Origin of the sequence: Prevotella brunnea, assembly GCF_008016795.1 — a bacterium.
GTDB lineage: Bacteria > Bacteroidota > Bacteroidia > Bacteroidales > Bacteroidaceae > Prevotella > Prevotella brunnea.
In genome coordinates, this window is record NZ_SDIK01000056.1 from 1 (window position 1) to 20986 (window position 20986).

At 50.5% G+C, this 20986-nt stretch carries 20 protein-coding genes; 14 read left to right on the plus strand and 6 right to left on the minus strand.

Going from position 1 to position 20986, the window contains the following annotated elements; genetic code table 11:
- Nucleotides 1-162: 162 nt before the first annotated feature.
- From ETF27_RS07600 to ETF27_RS07610, 3 genes are all read left to right on the plus strand, one after another.
- Nucleotides 163-1206, plus strand: a complete 1044-nt coding sequence (locus ETF27_RS07600) for a DUF6377 domain-containing protein (protein WP_147785657.1) — start codon at nt 163-165, stop codon at nt 1204-1206.
- Nucleotides 1207-1475: 269 nt separating this feature from the next.
- Complete coding sequence (gene trxA, locus ETF27_RS07605) at nt 1476-1964, plus strand: thioredoxin (protein WP_147785658.1); 489 nt, start codon at nt 1476-1478, stop codon at nt 1962-1964.
- A gap of 20 nt (nt 1965-1984) precedes the next feature.
- Nucleotides 1985-2743: an SDR family oxidoreductase gene (locus ETF27_RS07610; protein WP_130829897.1), complete on the plus strand. Its 759-nt coding sequence runs from the start codon at nt 1985-1987 to the stop codon at nt 2741-2743.
- Here ETF27_RS07610 and ETF27_RS07615 read toward each other — a convergent pair.
- The gene (locus tag ETF27_RS07615; protein ID WP_147785659.1) at nt 2710-2904 is read right to left on the minus strand and encodes a hypothetical protein; all 195 of its coding nucleotides are present in this window, start codon (nt 2902-2904) and stop codon (nt 2710-2712) included. The two genes, ETF27_RS07610 and ETF27_RS07615, sit on opposite strands and share 34 nt — an antisense overlap.
- A gap of 668 nt (nt 2905-3572) precedes the next feature.
- Between ETF27_RS07615 and ETF27_RS11710 the strand changes: the two genes are divergently transcribed.
- From ETF27_RS11710 to ETF27_RS07635, 4 genes are all read left to right on the plus strand, one after another.
- Nucleotides 3573-4598 carry a 2-amino-4-hydroxy-6-hydroxymethyldihydropteridine diphosphokinase gene (locus ETF27_RS11710; RefSeq protein WP_317131322.1) on the plus strand — a complete coding sequence of 342 codons (1026 nt, stop codon included), beginning with the start codon at nt 3573-3575 and terminating at the stop codon, nt 4596-4598.
- A gap of 109 nt (nt 4599-4707) precedes the next feature.
- Nucleotides 4708-5382, plus strand: a complete 675-nt coding sequence (locus tag ETF27_RS07625; protein WP_130829898.1) for a tetratricopeptide repeat protein — start codon at nt 4708-4710, stop codon at nt 5380-5382.
- A gap of 2 nt (nt 5383-5384) precedes the next feature.
- Complete coding sequence (ribH, locus tag ETF27_RS07630) at nt 5385-5861, plus strand: 6,7-dimethyl-8-ribityllumazine synthase (RefSeq protein ID WP_130829899.1); 477 nt, start codon at nt 5385-5387, stop codon at nt 5859-5861.
- 61 nt (nt 5862-5922) lie between these two features.
- Entirely contained in the window at nt 5923-6303 is a 381-nt protein-coding gene (locus ETF27_RS07635) for a hypothetical protein (protein ID WP_130829900.1), read from the plus strand.
- 258 nt (nt 6304-6561) lie between these two features.
- Here ETF27_RS07635 and ETF27_RS11665 read toward each other — a convergent pair whose 3' ends face one another.
- The 4 genes from ETF27_RS11665 to ETF27_RS07650 all read right to left on the minus strand — a co-directional run bounded on the left by ETF27_RS11665 (nt 6562) and on the right by ETF27_RS07650 (nt 10471).
- Nucleotides 6562-6684 (minus strand): hypothetical protein, encoded by a 123-nt coding sequence (locus tag ETF27_RS11665; RefSeq protein WP_262711918.1) that lies wholly within the window; start codon nt 6682-6684, stop codon nt 6562-6564.
- Between the two features lie 137 nt (nt 6685-6821).
- Entirely contained in the window at nt 6822-8357 is a 1536-nt protein-coding gene (locus tag ETF27_RS07640; protein ID WP_147785660.1) for an MBOAT family O-acyltransferase, read from the minus strand.
- 17 nt (nt 8358-8374) lie between these two features.
- Nucleotides 8375-9769 (minus strand): GDSL-type esterase/lipase family protein, encoded by a 1395-nt coding sequence (locus ETF27_RS07645; protein ID WP_147785661.1) that lies wholly within the window; start codon nt 9767-9769, stop codon nt 8375-8377.
- Between the two features lie 102 nt (nt 9770-9871).
- Nucleotides 9872-10471 carry a TetR/AcrR family transcriptional regulator gene (locus ETF27_RS07650; protein WP_240048154.1) on the minus strand — a complete coding sequence of 200 codons (600 nt, stop codon included), beginning with the start codon at nt 10469-10471 and terminating at the stop codon, nt 9872-9874.
- 142 nt (nt 10472-10613) lie between these two features.
- Here ETF27_RS07650 and ETF27_RS07655 point away from each other — a divergent pair, with 142 nt between their 5' ends.
- Nucleotides 10614-12902: an NADP-dependent malic enzyme gene (locus ETF27_RS07655; RefSeq protein ID WP_130829904.1), complete on the plus strand. Its 2289-nt coding sequence runs from the start codon at nt 10614-10616 to the stop codon at nt 12900-12902.
- Between the two features lie 74 nt (nt 12903-12976).
- On the opposite strand, the gene ETF27_RS07660 is transcribed toward ETF27_RS07655, so the two are convergent.
- Nucleotides 12977-13375, minus strand: coding sequence for a hypothetical protein (locus ETF27_RS07660; RefSeq protein ID WP_130829905.1), 399 nt, complete (start codon nt 13373-13375; stop codon nt 12977-12979).
- A 66-nt stretch (nt 13376-13441) separates the two neighbouring features.
- Between ETF27_RS07660 and ETF27_RS07665 the strand changes: the two genes are divergently transcribed.
- From ETF27_RS07665 to serB, 6 genes are all read left to right on the plus strand, one after another.
- Nucleotides 13442-14929, plus strand: coding sequence for a TolC family protein (locus ETF27_RS07665; protein WP_240048155.1), 1488 nt, complete (start codon nt 13442-13444; stop codon nt 14927-14929).
- Nucleotides 14930-14992: 63 nt separating this feature from the next.
- A complete protein-coding gene (locus ETF27_RS07670) occupies nt 14993-15976 on the plus strand; it encodes an HlyD family secretion protein (RefSeq protein WP_130829907.1) in 984 nt (327 codons plus the stop codon).
- A 21-nt stretch (nt 15977-15997) separates the two neighbouring features.
- A complete protein-coding gene (locus ETF27_RS07675) occupies nt 15998-17161 on the plus strand; it encodes an ABC transporter permease (protein WP_130829908.1) in 1164 nt (387 codons plus the stop codon).
- Between the two features lie 3 nt (nt 17162-17164).
- The gene (locus ETF27_RS07680) at nt 17165-18505 is read left to right on the plus strand and encodes an ABC transporter permease (protein ID WP_147785663.1); all 1341 of its coding nucleotides are present in this window, start codon (nt 17165-17167) and stop codon (nt 18503-18505) included.
- Nucleotides 18506-18534: 29 nt separating this feature from the next.
- On the plus strand, nt 18535-19566 hold the full coding sequence (locus tag ETF27_RS07685; RefSeq protein WP_130829910.1) for a YeiH family protein: 1032 nt from the start codon (nt 18535-18537) through the stop codon (nt 19564-19566).
- 147 nt (nt 19567-19713) lie between these two features.
- The gene (gene serB / locus ETF27_RS07690) at nt 19714-20961 is read left to right on the plus strand and encodes a phosphoserine phosphatase SerB (protein ID WP_130829911.1); all 1248 of its coding nucleotides are present in this window, start codon (nt 19714-19716) and stop codon (nt 20959-20961) included.
- Nucleotides 20962-20986: the final 25 nt, after the last annotated feature.

Sequence of the window (20986 nt, forward strand, 5' to 3'; positions counted from 1 at the left end):
AGCGGCTGAAGCGCCACCCGAGGTAACAGAAAATGAATAAGGGGGCTTGTCACTAACATGCTGTCATCCGAACTATTGTGTCTCAATGAGTTGGAATGAGGATTTCTATGTTTAGCGGACAGTAATAATTCGTTTCTATACATTATCAACAAGGCCACGGAGTTGTGCCGATTCCACCGACAACGGCAAGCCATTGCACTGCTGCAAAGCCATTTGGGCAGAATCAACAGGAATGGACACGAATATGCCATGTACACCAACATCATCGCGGAATGTTTCGGGCAGCTGGGCGATAGCGAGAATCAACGCCACTACCTCGTGGAAAGTGCAATGGCAGACTTTCGAGGAGTCATCAAGGAGAATACTTCGCTGCGCCAACTTGCCACACTGCTCTTCAACGAAGGCGACGTGGAGCGCGCCTACAAATATCTCTCCGTGGCAGTGGGCGATGCGAACTTCTTCGGAACCCGCATACGCAACATGCAGGACACGCACCTCATTCCTCAAATTCAGCGAGTTCATTCGGAACATCTGCAAAAGGAACGCACGCAAATTCTCGCTCTGCTGCTCGTCATCAGCATCGTGGCAGTATTGCTCATCGTAACGATTGCTCGCAACCGGCTGTTAATCAGACGCTACAGAACTGCCAACACCCGGGTGGAAGACGTAAATCGACTGCTTAACGATGCTGTGCGCAATCTGAAACATGCCAATTTGCACATGAGCGAAGGCAACCGACTGAAGGATGAGTACATCGGCAGATTTCTCGACCTATCTTCCACCATCATCGACCATGCCGATGCGAGAAACAAGTTGCACAATCGGTTGGCAAGAGAAAAGAAAATGGCAGAGCTGGTTCGCGACTTGAAATCGGCGGAGTATTTGCAGGAACTTACCCGGATGTTCTATCTTAATTTCGACGCTGCCTTTCTGAACATCTATCCCGATTTCGTGGACAAGGTAAACGCCCTCTTATTGCCTGACCAACCTCTGGAACAGAAAAAGAAAGAACACCTCACCACCGAGTTGCGCGTCCTTGCTCTTATCCGTCTTGGCATCAACGACAATGCCAAGATAGCCTCCATCCTGCGTTCAAGGCTTACCACCATTTACACCTATCGCTCCAAACTCAAGGCACGTGCCAAAGATCGCGACAATTTTGAACAGCAAGTGGCGCGCATCGGCACATTGGAGGCGGAGAGATAGCACGCATCGCGCGGCAATTCAGTCCTGTTGTGGTTTCAATCCGCACAAGGGGAACGAACATTCTCGCCATGAAAAGAATGTGCAAAGATTGTTAAGCAAAGCTCCATGGCGTTAAAGCGTGTTATAACTCAAGGACGAGACGGACGGAAATTTGTTGATAACAACCACAAATAATATCTTTGTGGAAGGTTAAGGAGCGCGCTCTTCGGCAAATGGGAAACAACCCTTTGCCACGAACAACGCCACCGGAAACGCAAGAAAAAAGTAAGATGAAGAAAATATTATTTGCCTGTATCGTCCTCGCACTCACGTTGGGCAGTTGCTCGAAGAAGCGAAACAACAACGCACCCATGACAATGCAGACCACACAGGCAAACAAAACAAAGGAGAAAAAGCACATGAAAGTAACGGAAATGAATAAAGCGATGTTCCAAGAGAAGATAGCCAACCTTGCGAACACCGACAAATGGGAGTTCAAAGGCGACAAACCTGCCATCATCGACTTCTACGCCACGTGGTGCGGACCCTGCAAAGCAACGGCACCCGTCGTGGAAGAGATAGCGGAGGAATACGATGGGCAGATTGATGTGTACAAGGTGGATGTGGACAAGAACGAGGAACTCGCGGCATGGTTCGACATCCGAACCATCCCCACCTTGCTTTTCATCCCCGGAGAGGGCAATCCCGTAACCTCGGTGGGGGCAATGACGAAACCGGAGTTTGAGAAAATGATTGAACAATATCTGTTGAAGAAGTAAGATAAAACATTCAAAAAATCATGGTAAAGAAAATCGTAATGGTAACAGGTGCCACAAGCGGCATCGGAGAGGCGTGCGCAAGGAAATTTGCCGGGGGCGGTTACAACGTCATCATCACCGGACGACGCGCCGAGAAATTAGAATCGCTGAAGGCGGAATTGGAGAAGACGGGCGCGAAAGTGCTCGCGCTCACGTTCGACGTTCGACAACGCGATGCCGCCAAAGCTGCGGTGGAAAGTCTTTCCGGAGAATGGAAAAACATAGACGTGCTCATCAACAATGCCGGACTCGCACTCGGGCTCGACAAAGAATATGAGGGCGACTTTGAAGATTGGGACACAATGATTGACACGAACATCAAGGGACTGCTGAACATGACACGCTTCATCGTGCCCGGCATGGTGAGTCGCGACAGCGGACACGTAATCAACATCGGGTCGGTGGCAGGCGATGCCGCCTATGCCAACGGCAATGTGTATTGTGCCACAAAAGCTGCCGTGAAAGCTCTCGCCGATGGGTTACGCATTGACGTGGCAGCGTCTTCCGTCCGAGTAACGAACTTGAAGCCGGGATTGGTTCAAACCAACTTCTCCAACGTTCGTTTCCATGGCGACGACAAGAAGGCAGAGAGCGTTTATGAGGGCATCCAACCACTGACGGGTGCGGACATTGCCGATGTGGCGTTCTATGCTGCCTCCGCACCTGCTCACGTTCAGATAGCAGAAGTGCTTATCCTTGCCACCCATCAGGCAAGCGGCTCTGTGGTGGTTCGCAAGTAAATCGCCCCACCGAAGAAATAAAGTTTCCGTCCATTGCCAATGGTTATCCTGCCATTGGCAATGGCGTTTCCACTGAACCATAAACCCCGAATCAGCCATTGGAATTTCCCGATGTCGCATGCCGGCGGGAAATCCTTTATCTTCTTCCTATCGTTTCCCAAATGATTTTTTTTTGCCCCATGCAAGGTCGTGTCAAATCATGCGACCGAGACGTGTTTTGTTCCAATGCCGGATAACACCCATCGCCTCATGCCGCCAACGCGTATTCGGGCGATGGCAAACAGACGCCGGATAACGAACATTCCATCCGCCCGGCACAACGAAATTACATTACAAAATCCACGTCCGACGCACGCTCCTCAACTCGTTGATAATCAGGATGGTATTAATTGCGATTTAAAAGCTAAGCTTTTGCCCTCCAATTCATGACCTTTTGCAGTGCAAAAGCTTACCTTTTGGAAGTAAAAAGCTTAGCTTTTGACAGATGCTCGCAGAAAAATCAAGACATTATTGCACTTTTCCCATATCGTTTCTCATGACCGGTTTGAACCAAACAGTGCATCGAACCAAAAGCCGGAGAATGAACGTGGAGGAAACAAAAAAAAGCGATGACCTTCACAGGTGATCGCTTTATAACCTAATAGGGTATTAGTCATTTAAGGTAAAAAGATTGTTTTCAGGATAACGATTGCAAAGATAATTCCTTTTTTTGAACCATCCAAATTTTTCCTCTAATTTTTTTCATATTCTTTCACGTTTGCGTACACACCGATAATTTTCCCTTTCACGTGCTGCCGCCCTGCTTATCAAACCCTCCTTCGGACCGAATGTGAACAACTTTCGCGCAATTTCCTTCATCCATCGAAAACGATTCCTTACCTTTGCACCTGTCATGGAAATTGTCATCACACTCGGCTCCAACATCCGGCAGACAGAAAACATCCTGAAAGCCAAGGAAATATTGCGGGAACGCTTCCCCGACATTCGCTTCACCGACGAGGAATGGACGGAACCCGTGGGGGTGGAATCGGACAAATATCTCAATTGCATCGGACGTTTCTCCACAACGCTCAAAGCAAAAGAACTGCGTTGCTTTTTTAAAAAGGTGGAAAGCGACATGGGCGATACACACGAAAATCATCAGCGCGGGTGTGTACACATCGACATCGACCTTATTCAGTATGGCAACACAAAATTGAAAGACATCATTTGGCGAACCATCATCGGCATCTTGCTCTGTCTCAGCTGTCTGCAACCCACCGCGGCGCAAGCAACGAAAAGCGATGCCGTGGAACTGGACAAGGCATTGGAATACTTCACGTCGGGGAAATATCACGAAGCACTGCTCATCTTTCGGAAACTCGATGAGAAATACAAACTCAACGACCGCTTCAGGGCATACATCGCACTGTGCTACTATCACGATTGGGACTATCCGAACGCCGCCAAGACCTTCGATGCCACGCTGCCCCGGCTGCAAACACTCGCCCCGCGAGAACGTTCCGTCTATGCTTTCGCGGCGGCGGAAAGCCATTTCCTCATGCAACAATACCAACAGGCAACCCAATATTACGAAAACGCTCTCAGCCTCTGCGCCGAAAACGAGAAAGGGGAAATCTACTATCGGCTGGGGTGCTGCGCCATGTTCCAAGAAGAGTGGCAAAGGGCTGCCGACTACTTCGGCAGAGCACAAAACCATTTCCGGTGTTTCCAACAATCCGATAACGTCAAAGCACGAATGGCACAAGCACAACGAATGGAACAGGGCTGTAGGAAAATGATTGGAAAAGCAGAACAACCACAACAAAACACCCCAAGGCAGCAGTCCGCAAACAACGGAAACCAATCAGAATGAAAAAAAATACACGATAAAATTTCAATATCTGAGAGAATTTAAGTAATTTTGTCGCCAAATGCAGGTAAACAACCTTACAACCGATAACAATAAAAAGAACAAACATAAAATGGCAAACAAAAAAACAGAGGGAACATACGAAGAAACCCTCAACAAGTCGGAAGCTTTCTTCTTGAAATACAGAAAACCCGCACTCATGATTATCGCCGCAATCGTGCTCGTGGTGGCAGGCATCATCGTGTATAAGAACTACATTTCAGAACCACGCGAGAACGAGGCTTCAACCGAATTGGCAAAAAGTCAGACACTCTTCAATACCCAACAGTACGACCAAGCATTGAAGGGATTTCAAAAAGTGCAAGCCGATTACAGCGGAACCGATGCAGGCAACCTCGCCAACCTTTATGTAGCCCTGTGCTACGCCCATCAACCAAAACCCAATTGGGCAAAGGCATTGGAGAACATACAGAAATACAGCACCGGAAAAGACCAAATCATCAGTCCGGCTTCGCAGATGGCACTCGGCGACATCTACGCCAACAACAACCAAAACGACAAGGCTATAGAAGCCTTCAAGAAGGCGGCAGACATGGCGAACGCACAGGCATTCGACAAAACCAGCAACAGCATCGCCCCCATGGCACTGAAGAAAGCAGGAATACTCCTCGAAAGTCAAGGTAAAAAGCAAGAAGCCCTCGCCATCTACAAAGACATCAAGAAGACTTATCTCAACTCGCCGGCTTACCAAGACATAGATAAATACATAGAAAGGGCAGGCAACTAACAATGGCTACAGCACTGCACAATCTCTCCGATTACAATACTGAAAACGTTCCCGACGCAAGCAATATGTGTTTCGGAATCGTTGTTTCGGAATGGAATAAGGAAATTACGGGAGCACTATTGGAAGGAGCGGTAAAGACACTCGAGAAACACGGAGCAATTCCGGAGAACATACACGTGAAAACGGTTCCCGGAAGCTTTGAACTCGTCTATGGTGCCCACCAAATGACACTCAACGGGGGCTATGATGCCATCATAGTCTTAGGCAGTGTCATCAGGGGAGAGACGCCACACTTCGATTATATCTGTCAGGGCGTTACCTATGGAATAGCACGCATCAACGCCACTTGCGAGATACCCGTGGTTTACGGATTGCTCACGACCAACGACTTGCAACAAGCAAAGGACAGGAGCGGTGGAAAACACGGAAACAAAGGGGATGAGTGTGCCGTTGTTGCCATAAAAATGGCGAAGTTCTGAAACTCCGAAGAACGCAAACAATCGGGAAAGGAAGCAAGCCATTCGCCGAGGAACAATAACTATGAAACTGCAACAATATTTTCTGGCTTACGATTTTGAGGAAATTTATCCGCTCATCGGACTCATGTTCCCCAAGGCAAGACATCAACGCGCGCAATTCCGGCATGCCTACGAACTGCTGAAAGAGATAAAACCGGTGGCATCGAAGAAAGTAATCCGCTATCAACTCATGCAAGATCCGGATACGCAGGAGGTTTTTTGTGGTGCCGACGACAATAATTTCAAGGCACCGTGGGACGTGATTGTGGGAAAGGAAGTGAAGAAAGACCAGCCGGTGGACCTCACCGATGCGGAGATAACAGCCAACTGCCTGCTCAACACCGTTCTGATAGGAAAACACCCCAAATCTTTCATTTCCGATTTCGAATCCATCATTCGCTAACCATCTCTCAATCCACAACTTTCGGTCGGCAACTTTCATCCCACTTGTTGCTGACTTTCATTCCATTTGTTGCTGACTTTCATTCCGTTTGTTGCTGACTTTCATTCCGTTTGTTGCAATAATGTCCTAAATATTCTTCATTCATCCGGTCAAAGCTTAGCTTTTGTTTTCCAAAAGCTTACCTTTTGCAGTGCAAAAGGTCATGAATTGCAGTGCAAAAGCTTAGCTTTTAAATCACCATCAATACTATACTGATTATCAATGAGTTACGGAGTGCACTCCCGATAGTATTTTTGTAATGTAATTTCGTGGTGCCGGGCGGATGGAATGTCCGCTATCCGGCATCTGTTTGGCATCGCCTGAATACAATATTTTTGCCAATTCTCATCCCGTTTTTTGTTACCTTTCTTTCCATCGCGTACCGATGCCCGCCGGTTTGCAATGTTTCATGATGCAAGAATGAAGCGAGTGGGGGAGGGATGGATAATGTTTCCGGTTGCTGTTCTTCGATGTTTCCCTCAGAATTGGAAATAGATGAAAGGCTGGATGTCGGAACTCTTCACCTGCATGACAAGGAATATCACCACCGTGGCAACCACTGCGGCTCCCACTACGCCCGTCTTGCGTAACAAACCGACGCAACCGTCTTGCCACCCCTTGGGCAGCCAATGCGCGATGAGGGCAGTTGCCATGAGCAGGAACACGTATTTATAGCTCACGAGCACATCGGGCAACACTCCGGGATTGAATTTTCCGATGAGTTGTCTCAGCATTTGCGCGACGCCATCGAAGTCTCTGCAACGGAAAAACAGCCATGAGAAGCACACAACGTGGAAAGTGATGAACACGGAGAAGAACCGCCTTATTCCCATGGGGTGGTAATGGCGGTCGTGTCCCATGATGGTTTGCGACCAAAACTTATGCAGACAGACCAAGAAGCCGTGGAGTGCGCCCCAAACCACGAAGTTGAGCGATGCTCCGTGCCACAGTCCGCAAGCCGTCATGGCAATCATTTGGTTCAGATACATCCGCACCTTTCCGTGGCGGTTGCCCCCCAAGGAGATATAGACGTAGTCGCGTATCCATGTGGAGAGCGAAATGTGCCAGCGACGCCAGAAGTCGCTCATCGAGTCGGCTTTGAATGGCGCATCGAAGTTCATTTTCAGGCGGAAGCCCAGCAGCAGTGATATGCCGATTGCCATGTCGGAATAGCCCGAAAAGTCGCTGTAGATTTGTATGCAGTAGCCGTACATTGCCAAGAGCACTTCGCCTCCGGAGAAGAGGAGCGGATTGTCGAAGACGCGATCTACGAAGTTTTGTGCAATGTAATCGGATATCACCACCTTTTTCATCAGTCCCGCGAGCACGAAATACACTCCGAGGGCGAACATCTCCGAGCTGATGCGAAGTGGTTGGCGTGTTTGCGGATGAAAGTGGTCGGCTCGTTCGATGGGTCCTGCCAGCAACGTGGGGAAGTAACTCACGTAGAAGGCATAGTCGAGCAGACTATTCATGGGTTTTATCTTGCCTCGATAGACGTCGATGACGTAGGAGAGGCTCTTGAAAGTGTAGAAACTGATGCCCACGGGTAGGAAGATGTCCCATGGTTGGAAGTTGAATTCGAGCATTTGGCTCACCATTCCCGCGAAGAAGTTGGTATATTTGAAATAGCCCAACATGCCGAGGTCTGCCAACAAACTCAGTGCGAGCCACCATCGCGGATGTTTGCTGTCGGGGATGCGCCTTGCCGCGAGGAAGTCGATGAGCGTTACCGCGGCGAGCAGTGCGAAATAGAATCCGCTGCTCTTATAGAAAAAATAATAGGAGAAGAGCGTTACGAAGAGCATGCGTGCCTCATTGCGTTTGCTCAGCAGCACGTAGCCGAGCATGAACGCCGCGAAAAGGAAGAGGAACAGTCCCGACGAGAAGAGCAACGGCTCCTGCGGGTTGTATTTTAGCAGTTCGATGGCGCGGCTGCAATCCGCTGATGCGAAATATTCTCTCATCTTTGCGATGAAGTTTGCCAAGTTATCCATGAGCGTGTTGAAATCCATTGTTGAAGCAATCATCCTTATTTATAATTCCTGCGGCGCGCGTAATTTTGTTGTCCTTCGATGAACGACTTCACCATTCGTTCCGCAATGTATTTTCCTCCCTTGTGGTTGATGTGTATATAGTCCTTCGAACCCATGTTCTCAGTTTCCACAATGCGTTTCATTGTGCCGGCTCCCCCCATGGCATTGAAGAGGTTGTAAAATCCCACCTTGCATTCCGCAGCAAGTTTTTCCTGATATCCCACGAGTGCTTTCAGTTGTGGCATTGTTCCGTCGGGTGCTGATTTCGACCCCCGGTCGGGTGCTCCGATGATGAGTATTCCCGCCTTCGGGTAGGCAGCTCGGAAGTTCTCCACCACTTGTTTCATTTGTTCCATGTACCGTTTCAGATGTAACGCTTCGGTTTTCTCACCGACGACGTTCACGCCGTATTGTAACACGATGAGGTCGTAGGGTCTCAGTGTGGCGAATCGGCGCAACATGGGGCGCGGCAGCTTGCGCAACGATTGTCCGGCTGTGCCCCTCATGCTGAAGTTGTCGATGACAATGCCCTCGTGTCCCTCCTGTGCCACGGCGTAGAGCAGCAGGTTCCTCCCTTCTACGCCTATTGTCGCGTGTCGGGTGGGCGATGATGTTTCCACCTTTTGTGGCAGTTTGGATGGTGGCAGGCGGAAACTTCGACTCACGTTGTTGTCGAGTGTCATCGTGATTTTTGCGCCCGCGTCTGCCCTCAGGTAGAGTTGTGTAACGTCCCATTGCATGGTTCGGGGAAATTCGGGCAGCATGAACGGAGCCATGCTTATCTTTGCTTTGCCGTTTGCGGTGTAGTATCGTTCTGCCGGGCCTGCTTTTGTGATGTCGTAGCTGTTGCGTTTGCGTGCCATGTGTTCCGTCATCCCGTTGAAGTCAAAGGTTACGGTGTGTCTGTATCGGTTGAGGTCGTTGCCTGCATCGAGCCATCCCGCTCCCTTTCCTCCATAATGCTTTTGCAGTGCTTCGCGCAGGTGTTCCACGAGGATGTCCACTTCGATGTAAGAGTCGCCGTAATAGGCTATTCTCACCGGTCTTCCGTTTTTCTTTCCTTCTGCCAATCGGGTGAGTTTCTCATAGAACGCGTCCGGTCCGCCAGCCTGCCCCTCCGCGAAGTCGGTAATGGGTTCTGTTCCCTTCTTCCAATGTTCCTTGAAGTTCACCTTCTTTCCATTGCTGTCTCTGTAAACGCGTTCGGCGCGATGTGCCTGAGCCGGTGGCAGCAGACCGGCTGTGTTCTTTCGGGCGGTCAGATCGGCAAGAATGTCAATCCGGCGCAGTTCAGTTCCTCCCACCTTCATCGGCGGAAGGAAATGTAAGAAAATCAAGCATATGATAGTCAGCACTGTCAGCAACAGTGTTTTGTATGTGTTGTTACCCATCTTTTTGTTTAAATAGTAATTATTGGCAGTCTCTCTTGTCGTTCCCCGTTCCGGGCCGGGGGCTTCTTTCTCTTTTTTTCTTAAATCTTCTTCATCGACTTGTCAAGCAGCTCCACTCCCTTTGGTGTGCATACGCTCCTTGATATATAGGCACGTGAACGTGCGCAGGAGGTCTCTTAGGTCGTATTTCTCTTTTGAATAGTGATTCATGACGTGATAGACGGAGGTGTCAATCAGCTGTATCACGAGCTCGTAGTTGATGTCCGGCATGAAATATCCTTCCCGGATGCCTCTTCTCATGAAGTCCATGGTCTGTGCGCTGTGGAGCTTCAGCTTCTCCCTGAGAAAGTTCCTGAGTTTCGGATAACGCTCCATGTCCTCCATGAACTCGGGGTTTACCTTGCTCGACTCTTCGGTTTTCTGTCGCAGAAAGCGCGTGATGATGTCGATGACGGTGCTTCCCGGGCGGTCGAACTGTTTCAGTCTTTTCCGTTTCTCCTCATCGTTTCTTTGCAGCACCTCCAGCACCAAGTCCTCCTTGTTTTGGTACACTTCGTACAAGGTGCGTTTCGATATCTTCAGACGGTTGGCAATATCGTCCATCTTCACCTTGCGGATGCCCCGTGTAGTGAACATCTGCGTGGCGATGGCAAGTATTCTCTCCCGCAATTCCGACCGATAAGTGTTCTCGCTGTTAATCATCCCCGATGGATAAAGATTGAATTTAAGCGCAAAATTATAAAAAATCTTTGGTATTCCGATATTTTTTCGGGTATAATTTCTTAACTTTGCACAAAGAACATATATCTGTGCGAAAATGACAGATTGTTTAGGATATTAGATTATGGCAAAGATTACGAAAGAGGCGGCATTGGAATATCACAGCGAAGGTCGCCCGGGAAAGATTGAAGTAACTCCCACCAAGCCCTACAGCACCCAGACCGACCTCAGTTTGGCTTATTCGCCGGGAGTGGCATACCCCTGTTTGGAAATACAACAAAACCCCGACGACGTTTACAAATATACCGACAAGGGCAACCTTGTGGCAGTCATCACCAACGGAACGGCGGTGCTCGGACTGGGAAACATCGGCGCAATGAGCGGAAAACCCGTCATGGAGGGAAAGGGACTCTTATTCAAGATTTACGGAGGCATCGACGTTTTCGACATAGAAGTGGACGAGACCGACCCCGAAAAGTTCTGTGAGGCAGTGGAAAAGATTGCCCCCACCTTCGGCGGCATCAACCTTGAGGACATCAAGGCACCCGAATGTTTCGCCATTGAGGAACGACTGAAGCGCACGCTCGACATCCCCGTCATGCACGACGACCAGCATGGAACAGCCATTATCTCGGCTGCCGGACTGAAGAACGCCCTCGAAGTGGCAGGAAAGAACATCGCCGACGTCAGGTTGGTCATCAACGGAGCCGGAGCGGCAGCCATTTCCTGCACGAAACTCTACATGGCACTCGGCGCCAGAAAGGAAAACATCCTCATGCTCGACTCCAAAGGGGTCATCACCACCGACCGCACCGACCTCACCCCGCAGAAAGCACTCTTTGCCACTGACCGGCGCGACGTCAGGACGCTCGAAGAGGCAATGCGGGGCAGCGACGTTTTCGTGGGACTCTCCAAAGGCAACATCCTCACGCAGGACATGATACGTTCGATGAACGAACATCCCATCGTCTTCGCCCTTGCCAACCCCGTGCCGGAAATATCCTACGAGGATGCCATCGCAGCACGCCCGGAGGTCATCATGTCCACGGGACGCTCCGACTATCCCAACCAAATCAACAACGTCATTGGCTTCCCGTTCATCTTCCGCGGCGCACTGGATGTACATGCCAAAGCCATCAACGAGGAAATGAAACTGGCGGCGGTTCATGCCATAGCGGAACTCGCCAAAAAGCCTGTCCCCGATGTGGTGAACGAGGTGTATAGGGTGAACGATCTCACCTTCGGACCAAAATATTTCATACCCAAACCGGTTGATCCCAGACTCATCACGGAAGTCAGCCCCGCAGTGGCAAAGGCTGCCATGGAGAGCGGCGTGGCGCGAACACCCATCCGCGACTTCGATGCATACAAAGGCAAACTGCGGCAACTGCTCGGACAGGAAACGAAACTCATGCGCTATCTGCACGCCACGGCTGCACAACATCCGCAACGTGTCGTCTTTGCCGAAGGAGGACACCCGAACATGATAAAGGCTGCCGTACAGGCGAAGCAAGAGGGAATATGCCAACCCATCCTGTTGGGGAATCCCGACCGACTCAGACGTGTGGCAAACCGATTGAAACTCGACCTCTCCGACATCGAAATCGTGGACATGCGCGCCGACAAGGAACAGGGACACAGAGCCACCTATGCCAAACATCTCGCCGAAAAAAGGGCGCGGGAAGGCTACACCTTTGAAGAATCGTATGATAAGATGTACGAACGCAACTATTTCGGAATGTCCATGGTGGAAAACGGCGATGCCGATGCCTTCATCACCGGGCTCTACACGAAATATAGCAACACCATTCGCGTGGCGAAAGAGGTCATCGGCATCCGACCGGAATACAACCACTTCCTCACCATGCACATCCTGAACACAAAACGAGGAGTGTTCTACATCGCCGACACGCTCATCAACCGACATCCCGATGCCGATGCACTCACCGACATAGCAAAGCTGGCAGCGCACTCGGTGAAGTTCTTCAACGACACACCGAAGATTGCCATGCTCTCTTATTCCAATTTCGGAACCGACCCCGACGGAACGCCTCGCTACGTGCATGAGGCGGTGGAACGAATGCAGCGAGAATATCCCGACCTCGCCATTGATGGGGAAATGCAAGTGAACTTCGCACTCAACAAGGAGTTGCGCGATGAGAAATATCCCTTCACCCGACTGAAGGGAAAGGATGTCAATACACTCGTCTTCCCGAACCTCTCCTCAGCCAACAGCGGATACAAGCTGCTGCAGGCGTTGAGCCCCGACACGGAAGTCATCGGTCCGATACAGATGGGACTGAACAAACCCATCCACTTCACCGACTTTGAAAGCTCCGTTCGCGACATCGTGAACATCACTGCCGTGGCAGTAATCGATGCCTACGTGGAGAAGATAAAACACCGAAAATAACCATCCGCGCATCAAAAGTCGGGACTGTTTCATGCGGAAAAACAGCAATTTGCCGTTGATGTTTAGCATGCCAATTATAAAAGGTGAGCTTTTGCATTGCAAAAGGTAAGCTTTCGCACCCCAAAAGGTAAGCTTTTGCAATGCAAAAGCTTACCTTTTATAATGCCTTTGTAAAATACTGAATTACAATCAATTACAAAACCACATTCTCTACGTGCCGCAACCCCCGGATTTGTCCGCCCGCGGAATGAAAAAAAGCAGTCGGTCGATGCTCCTTTTGCGCATCTTTGGCGTGCGGACAAACACGAGGTCTGCCCCCTGCGGAAGATGTGCGCATTGGCAATCGGAGCGAGATGCACCATCGTTACATGCAAGAGAAAAACCGGCAATCGCAATGGCTCGGCAACGAAAAATTGATGATTTTTTCCGAAAAATTCAATCAAATACACCAAAATAAATAAAATAGGCAACATTTCGCTTGGTGTTATCCACAAATAACCATAAATTTGCAAATAGTTTTCAACAGGATGAGAAGAAACATGAAAAAGTCGATTATCTGTACGGTACTCATCGGCATGGCAACAGCGGTGTCGGCACAAAGCACGTTCACGCTGCAACGGTGCAGAGACATGGCATTGGAGAATAACCGACAACTGAAAATATCGAAATTAACGACAAGCATCGCGGAGGACGTGCACAAAGTTGCCAAAACAAAATACCTGCCGCGACTCACCGCACTCGCCGGCTATGAACACCTGTCGCGCGAAATATCGCTGCTCAGCGACGAACAGAAGAACACTCTGTCGAACCTCGGCACCAACTCGGTGGGAAAAATCAGCGGCGAAATAGGAAAAAACATCGCCCAATGGGCACAACAAGGACTTATATCGCCACAGACGGCACAAGACCTCGGCAAGGCATTGGGAAACATTACCACACCACTCGCCCAAGCGGGCAACAACATCGGAGAGGCACTCCGACAAGACCTGCGCACCAACTCGAAAAACATCTACGCCGGAGGAGTCATGCTGATGCAACCCATCTACATGGGTGGAGCCATCAAAGCCGCCAACGACATGGCTGCCATCGGTGAAGAAATGGCACGAAACGACATCGCACTGAAACAACAAACGGTGCTCTACGCCGTGGATAACGCCTATTGGCTCATCGTCTCGCTGAAGAAGAAAGAACGCCTCGCCATGCAATATTGCGACCTCGCAAAACACCTCTCCGGCGACGTTTCCAAAATGTACAGGGAAGGCGTGGCAACCAAAGCCGACCGACTGAAAGTGGAGGTGGCAGTGAACACGGCCGAACTGCAAATCGCCGAACTGCAAAACGGCATCGCACTGGCAAAGATGGCACTCTGCGAACTCTGCGGACTCGACCTGAATACCAACCCGCGACTCGCCGATGAAGACTCCGACGAACTCTCGGCAGTGGAAACCGTGAACTATAATGCAGCCGACACCACGTACAACGCACGACCGGAAGTGCGACTGCTGCAAAACTCCGTCGAACTGCAACGCCAAAACACCAAACTCATACGCTCGCTCTTCCTCCCCCACGTGGTATTGACAGCAGGTTACAACCTGTCGAACCCCAACTCCTTCAACGGATTTGAACAGAAATTTGCCGATATGTGGAACGTGGGCATCATCGTGCACGTCCCATTATGGAACTGGGGCGAAGGAAAATACAAGGTAAGGGCTGCCAAGACTGCCACCACACTCGCAGAAATGGAACTCAGCGATGTGCGCAATAAAATAAGACTCGAGACGGAACAAAACCGCTTCAGACTGGACAATGCCAACGAGCGACTGGCAACGGCACACAAGAACATGGCATCAGCCAACGAAAACCTCAGAACGGCAGACATAGGCTTCCGTGAAGGCGTCATGACCGTTACCGACGTGATGGCCGCACAAACAGCATGGCTCGCCGCCCGCACCGCAGTGCTTGATGCAGAAATAGCCGTGCGCACCGCACAGGTGGGACTGAGAAAAGCATTGGGAAAAATCTACTGATGCCACGACAAACAACAGAAAAACAAAAAGAAAGGAAACAACAATAAAAACATACACCATATCATGTCAGCAAAATCACAACATAACAACATCCTCCTCGCCATACTCGGACTCACCACCGTCATCGCGATAGTTGGCGTCATCGGCTATTTCGCATTCGACCGGGAAGAAGACATCATACAAGGCGAAGTGGAAGTGGGAGAATACCGCGTGTCGTGCAAATTCCCCGGACGCATACGCGAAATAAAAGTGCGCGAGGGCGACTATGTGCGCAAAGGAGACGTGCTCGCCGTGCTCGAACTGCCCGAAGCAAGCGCACAAGAGAAAGTGATGGAAGCAGCAGCCAATGCCTCCGAGGCACTGAGCGACCTCACCGACGCTCCCAACCGGAAGGAAATCATCGAGAGTGCCTATCAAGTGTATCAACAAGCAGTGGCAGCCAACGACGTGGCAGAAAAGACTTACGGACGCATGAGCCGACTCTACGACGAAGGTGTGGTATCGGCACAAAAACGCGACGAAGCATTGGGAGCCTTCCAAACCACACAAGCCGCCGTGAAAGTGGCAAAATCGCAATGGGAACTGGCAATGAGCGGCAGCAGAGAAGAATCGAAACGAGCAGCACGCAAACAAGCACAGGCAGCACGCTCGGCAGTGGACGTGGTGAAATCGGTACTCAAAGAAACTGTACAAAGAGCCACCCGAAACGGAGAGGTATCAACCATCTATCCCAAAGAAGGAGAACTCGTGGGACTCGGCAGCCCCATCATGAGCATCTCCACCATGGACGATATCTGGGGAACATTCAACATACGCGAAGACCAACTCAACGGCATGAAGATAGGCACAAAGTTCAAAGCCTTCATTCCGGCATTCGGCAAAACCATTGAAATGCGCGTTACCCATATCAAAGACCAAGGATCCTACGCCGTGTGGAAAGCCACAAAATCAAAAGGACAATACGACCTCAAAACCTTTGAAGTGAAAGCCAAACCCATTCGGAAAATAGACGGACTGCGACCCGGCATGTCGCTCGTCATCAAGTAGCCATCCACAAGGGCAGACGTCATGATACGCCGGATATTCAACATAGCAGCACGAGAGACGGGCATAATGGCACGAACGCCCATCTACCTCTTCTCCATGGTAATCTTCCCGATTATCGTCGTCATCTTCTTCACATCCCTACTCGGAGAAGGACAACCCGGGAACATGCCCTGCGGCGTGGTGGATAACGACAAAACAACCGTCAGCCGCGCACTCATCCGACAGCTTGACGCCTTCCAAAACACAAAAGTAACCACACACTTCAACAATCCCAATGAGGCAAGACGAGCCATTCAATGCAACGAAATCTACGGTTTCCTCTACATACCCAACGGAACAACCGAAAAACTCGTCTCGGGACGCCAACCCACCGTTTCCTTCTATTACAGCAACGTTACACTCTTGGCGGGCTCCATGCTCTTCAAAGACCTCAAAACCATCACCACACTTGGCTCCGCAGCCATGGGACAAGCCAAATTGCAAATGCTCGGAAAGACCGACAAGGAAATAAAAGCCACACTGCAACCCATCGTCATCGATGCCCACATGCCCGAAAACCCATACATGAACTACAACATCTACCTCACCAACGTCATGGTGCCGGGCATCTTCATTCTCTTCATCCTGCTCATCACCGCCTATTCCATAGGAACGGAACTGAAATTCGACAGGTCGCGCGAGTGGATGCAGATGGCAGGGAAAAACATTTTCGTGGCACTTACTGGGAAAATGCTGCCCCAATTCCTCATCTTCTTCACCGTCTTCACCTCCTATGAATGGTACATCTACGGTCATCTCGGCTTCCCACACCCGGGCGGACTGCCCATCATCTTCCTGCTGGGCATCCTTATCGTTATCTCATCACAAGGATTGGGCATCTTCTTCTTCGGACTCATGCCCTCGCTGCGCCTCTCAATGAGCGTCTGTTCACTATGGGCAGTCGTCGGATTCTCGGCAGCCGGAGCCACCTATCCCACTTTCGCCATGGATCCGATGATAGAAGCGGTGGCGGAACTTATCCCCCTGCGCCATTATTACATGATACAGCAAATGACTATCTTCCACGGCTATCCGCTCATCAATGCATGGTGGAATTTCTCGGTACTGACCCTCTTCACGCTTCTTCCACTTCTCACGGCGAGAAACATCAGGAAAGCCATGTTGGAATACGTATATATACCCTGAGCAATGGCAGAGAAAACAACAGAACAATCAACATACAAACGGCAGAACGAATACAGATTGCCCGACCATTCCCGACGCGACAACAACCAACCGGGACTGCTGGCATCAATCTGCTATATATGGTGGCTGGAGATGAAGAACTCCATCAAGGACGAAGGAGTGCTCATCTTCTTCATTCTCGTTCCATTGGCATATCCGTTGCTCTACTCTTGGATTTACAACAATGAGGTGGTACGCGACGTTCCCGTGGCAGTAATCGACAACGACAACTCCATCGATTCAAGAGAGTTCATCCGACGCCTCGACGCCTCTCCCGATGTTCATGTGGCTTACCGATGTCGGAACATGCAGGAAGCCCGAAACCTCATGGCAAAACAGGACGTGAAGGGATTTATCTACTTCCCGGAGGACTTCCGGCGAAAGCTCCAAAGAGGCGAACAAGCTCAGGTCAGCGTGTTTTGCGACATGACCTTGATGCTTGCCTACAAAGCCTTATACCTGTCGTCCGTGCTCGTTTCCATCGACATGAACTCCGATATACAAAAGGAGAGAGGAGGCAACATCACCACTCGCGATGAGGAGATAGCCACGCAGCCCATGATTATCGAGGAACAGCCCATCTTCAACACCACAGGAGGTTACGGAAACGCCATACTGCCCGGAGTGCTCATCATCATTTTGCAGCAAACCTTGTTGCTCGGAATAGGATTATCGGCGGGAACGGCACGAGAGAACAACCGTTATCAAGACCTCGTTCCCATCAGCAAACACTACAACGGAATACTGAAAATCGTATTGGGCAAATCGTTCTGCTACTTCATGATATACAGCGTCATGGCAGCCTATCTGACATTGGTGGTGCCAAAGATGTTCGGCTTCACCACTCTCTCAAGTCCATCCGACCTCTTTGGGCTGTTGCTGCCTTATCTGCTTGCCACCATCTTCTTCGGAATGACGCTCTCCTGCATGATACGCTATCGCGAGAACGTCATCCTGCTCGCCGTCTTCACTTCCGTTCCCTTCCTCTTTCTCACCGGATTGAGCTGGCCCGAGAGCAACATTTCCGGAGTGTGGAAAGGCATCAGCCTGCTCATTCCCTCCACCTTCGGAGTGCAAGGTTTCCTCGGAATTTCCTCGATGGGTGCGACACTTCAGGACGTCCACACGGAACACATCGCGCTATGGGTTCTCGCCGGCTGCTACTTCCTTAGCACCTGTCTTGTTTATCGATACCAAATCATCAGGGCACGCCGACACGCCATCGCCCACGTCAGGGATATTCAGGACAAGATAAGGAAAGAACGGCTGTTGCGCGAGAACGCAGAAGGGAAAGAATCAGAATAAACCAACAAAGAAAAAACATAAGAAAACAAATGAAAATTTCAGAAGAACGAGCCAGTATGCTCAACGGCGTGCTCCTCATGGCACTCTTTGCCTGCTCCGCTTTCTACATTGCTGATATGCAATGGGTGAAAGCACTATCATTCAGTCCGCTGGTTGTGGGAATCATACTCGGAATGATTTATGCCAACAGCCTGCGCAACCAACTTCCCGAAACATGGGTTCCGGGCATCGCTTTCACCGGCAAACGCATCCTTCGCTTTGGCATCATCCTCTATGGATTCAAACTCAGCTTTCAAGATGTCATTGCCGTTGGTCTGCCTGCCATCGTCATCGATGCCATTGTCGTAACCGCGACCATCCTTTTGGGCATCGTGCTCGGCAAACTGCTGAAGATGGATCGTTCCATTGCCCTGCTCACGGCAAGCGGTAGTGCGATTTGCGGAGCGGCGGCGGTGATGGGTGTCGATGGAGCCATCAAGCCCAAGCCTTACAAAACGGCAGTGGCAGTGGCTACGGTAGTTATCTTCGGCACACTCTCCATGTTCCTTTATCCCATCCTTTTCCGCGCCGGCATCTTCGATCTCCCCCTCTCACAGATGGGCATCTTTGCCGGCAGCACCATCCATGAGGTGGCACACGTGGTAGGAGCGGGCAACGCCATGGGCGGAGCCGTGAGCGACAATGCCATCATCGTGAAGATGATTCGAGTGATGATGCTCGTCCCGGTGCTCCTCGTCATTGCATTCTTCGTGGCAAAGGACGTGGCAGACCGTCCGGAAGGCGGGAAAAGCAACATCACCGTTCCATGGTTTGCCATTCTCTTCCTTGTCGTCATCGGGTTCAATTCGCTCAATCTGCTGCCCGAAAGCGTGGTTTCCTTCATCAACACCCTCGACACCTTCCTGCTCACCATGGCAATGACGGCACTCGGAGCAGAGACCAGCATCGACAAATTCAAGAAAGCCGGCTTCAAACCCTTCCTCCTTGCCTTCCTCCTTTGGCTGTGGCTCATTGGCGGCGGCTACTGCATGGCGAAATATCTCGTCCCCATCATGATGTAAAGCGCGAAGCTCGCGAAGTTCAAGAAGCAATTGTAAAAATCCCCGCCCTAAAGCCATTCCATTGCCCACGGTGAGCTTTCCGCCCGGAAAAACTTGCCCACCTCAACGGAAGTTCGTAAATTTGCAGTGTTATAATACCGATTATTTATGAAGGAAAAAACAATGATTCAGGAAGAACAAATTCTCATTCGCATCACCGGACAAGACCGACCGGGACTCACAGCCTCCATCATGGCAATATTGGCACGCTACGATGCGCAAATACTTGATGTGGGACAGGCGGATATCCACTCCACACTCTCGCTCGGTATCCTCATCCGCACGACAGAGGAAAACTCCGGAAAGGTAATGAAAGAACTGCTCTTCAAAGCCACCGAACTGAATATCAACATAGGGTTTTCGCCCATTCCCGACGATGAATATGAGGAATGGGTGGAAAAACAAGGGAAAAATCGCTACATTCTCACCATCATAGGGCGCAAACTCACAGCCAAAAGCATTCAGGCGGCAACGGCGACTCTCGCCGAACAAGACATGAACATCGATTCCATACGCCGACTGACGGGACGTCCCAGCCTGCGCCGACAAAACGCAAACGTAAGGGCATGTGTGGAATTTTCCGTGCGCGGCACACCCACCGACTACGACCGGATGCAGGCACACCTCATGGAGATGAGCCACGAACAAGGCATCGACTTCTCCTTCCAAAAAGACAACATGTACCGCCGCATGCGCCGACTGATTTGCTTCGACATGGACTCCACACTCATACAGACCGAATGTATCGACGAACTGGCGAAATGCGCCGGGGTGGGGAAAGAAGTGGCAGAGATAACCGAACGCGCCATGCGAGGCGAGATAGATTTCCGCGAAAGCTTCAAACAACGCGTGGCACTGCTCAAGGGACTCGATGCCGGAGTGATGCAGGGCATTGCCGAACGCATGCCCATCACCGAAGGCGTGGACAGACTCATGCGCGTGTTGAAAAACTGTGGTTACAAAATTGCCATCCTCAGTGGCGGATTTACCTATTTCGGAGAATATCTGCAACATAAATACGGCATCGACTACGTCTATGCCAACGAGTTAGAGATAGATGCCGACAACAAACTCACGGGACGCTACCTCGGAGAAATAGTGGATGGCAGAAGAAAAGCAGAACTGCTGAAGCTCATCGCACAAGTGGAGAAAGTGAACCTCGCACAGACCATCGCCGTGGGCGACGGAGCAAACGACCTGCCGATGATTTCGGAAGCCGGACTCGGCATCGCCTTCCATGCCAAACCACGCGTGAGAGAAACAGCAGAACAAAACCTCAACACCATCGGACTCGACGGAGTGCTCTATTTCCTCGGATTCAAGGACAGCTACTTGGGCGATGAGGGGAAATTCTAAGAGGGAGAAACAACTTAAAAAACAT

Bases quoted from the DNA above. Each gene is read 5' to 3' on its own strand.
- trxA (WP_147785658.1), top strand. From the start codon at position 1,476: ATGAAGAAAATATTATTTGCCTGTATCGTCCTCGCACTCACGTTGGGC.
- ETF27_RS07610 (WP_130829897.1), top strand. From the start codon at position 1,985: ATGGTAAAGAAAATCGTAATGGTAACAGGTGCCACAAGCGGCATCGGA.
- ETF27_RS07625 (WP_130829898.1), top strand. From the start codon at position 4,708: ATGGCAAACAAAAAAACAGAGGGAACATACGAAGAAACCCTCAACAAG.
- ribH (WP_130829899.1), top strand. From the start codon at position 5,385: ATGGCTACAGCACTGCACAATCTCTCCGATTACAATACTGAAAACGTT.
- ETF27_RS07635 (WP_130829900.1), top strand. From the start codon at position 5,923: ATGAAACTGCAACAATATTTTCTGGCTTACGATTTTGAGGAAATTTAT.
- ETF27_RS07640 (WP_147785660.1), bottom strand. From the start codon at position 8,357: ATGGATTTCAACACGCTCATGGATAACTTGGCAAACTTCATCGCAAAG.
- ETF27_RS07645 (WP_147785661.1), bottom strand. From the start codon at position 9,769: ATGGGTAACAACACATACAAAACACTGTTGCTGACAGTGCTGACTATC.
- ETF27_RS07650 (WP_240048154.1), bottom strand. From the start codon at position 10,471: ATGATTAACAGCGAGAACACTTATCGGTCGGAATTGCGGGAGAGAATA.
- ETF27_RS07655 (WP_130829904.1), top strand. From the start codon at position 10,614: ATGGCAAAGATTACGAAAGAGGCGGCATTGGAATATCACAGCGAAGGT.
- ETF27_RS07660 (WP_130829905.1), bottom strand. From the start codon at position 13,375: ATGTTGCCTATTTTATTTATTTTGGTGTATTTGATTGAATTTTTCGGA.
- ETF27_RS07665 (WP_240048155.1), top strand. From the start codon at position 13,442: ATGAAAAAGTCGATTATCTGTACGGTACTCATCGGCATGGCAACAGCG.
- ETF27_RS07670 (WP_130829907.1), top strand. From the start codon at position 14,993: ATGTCAGCAAAATCACAACATAACAACATCCTCCTCGCCATACTCGGA.
- ETF27_RS07675 (WP_130829908.1), top strand. From the start codon at position 15,998: ATGATACGCCGGATATTCAACATAGCAGCACGAGAGACGGGCATAATG.
- ETF27_RS07680 (WP_147785663.1), top strand. From the start codon at position 17,165: ATGGCAGAGAAAACAACAGAACAATCAACATACAAACGGCAGAACGAA.
- ETF27_RS07685 (WP_130829910.1), top strand. From the start codon at position 18,535: ATGAAAATTTCAGAAGAACGAGCCAGTATGCTCAACGGCGTGCTCCTC.
- serB (WP_130829911.1), top strand. From the start codon at position 19,714: ATGAAGGAAAAAACAATGATTCAGGAAGAACAAATTCTCATTCGCATC.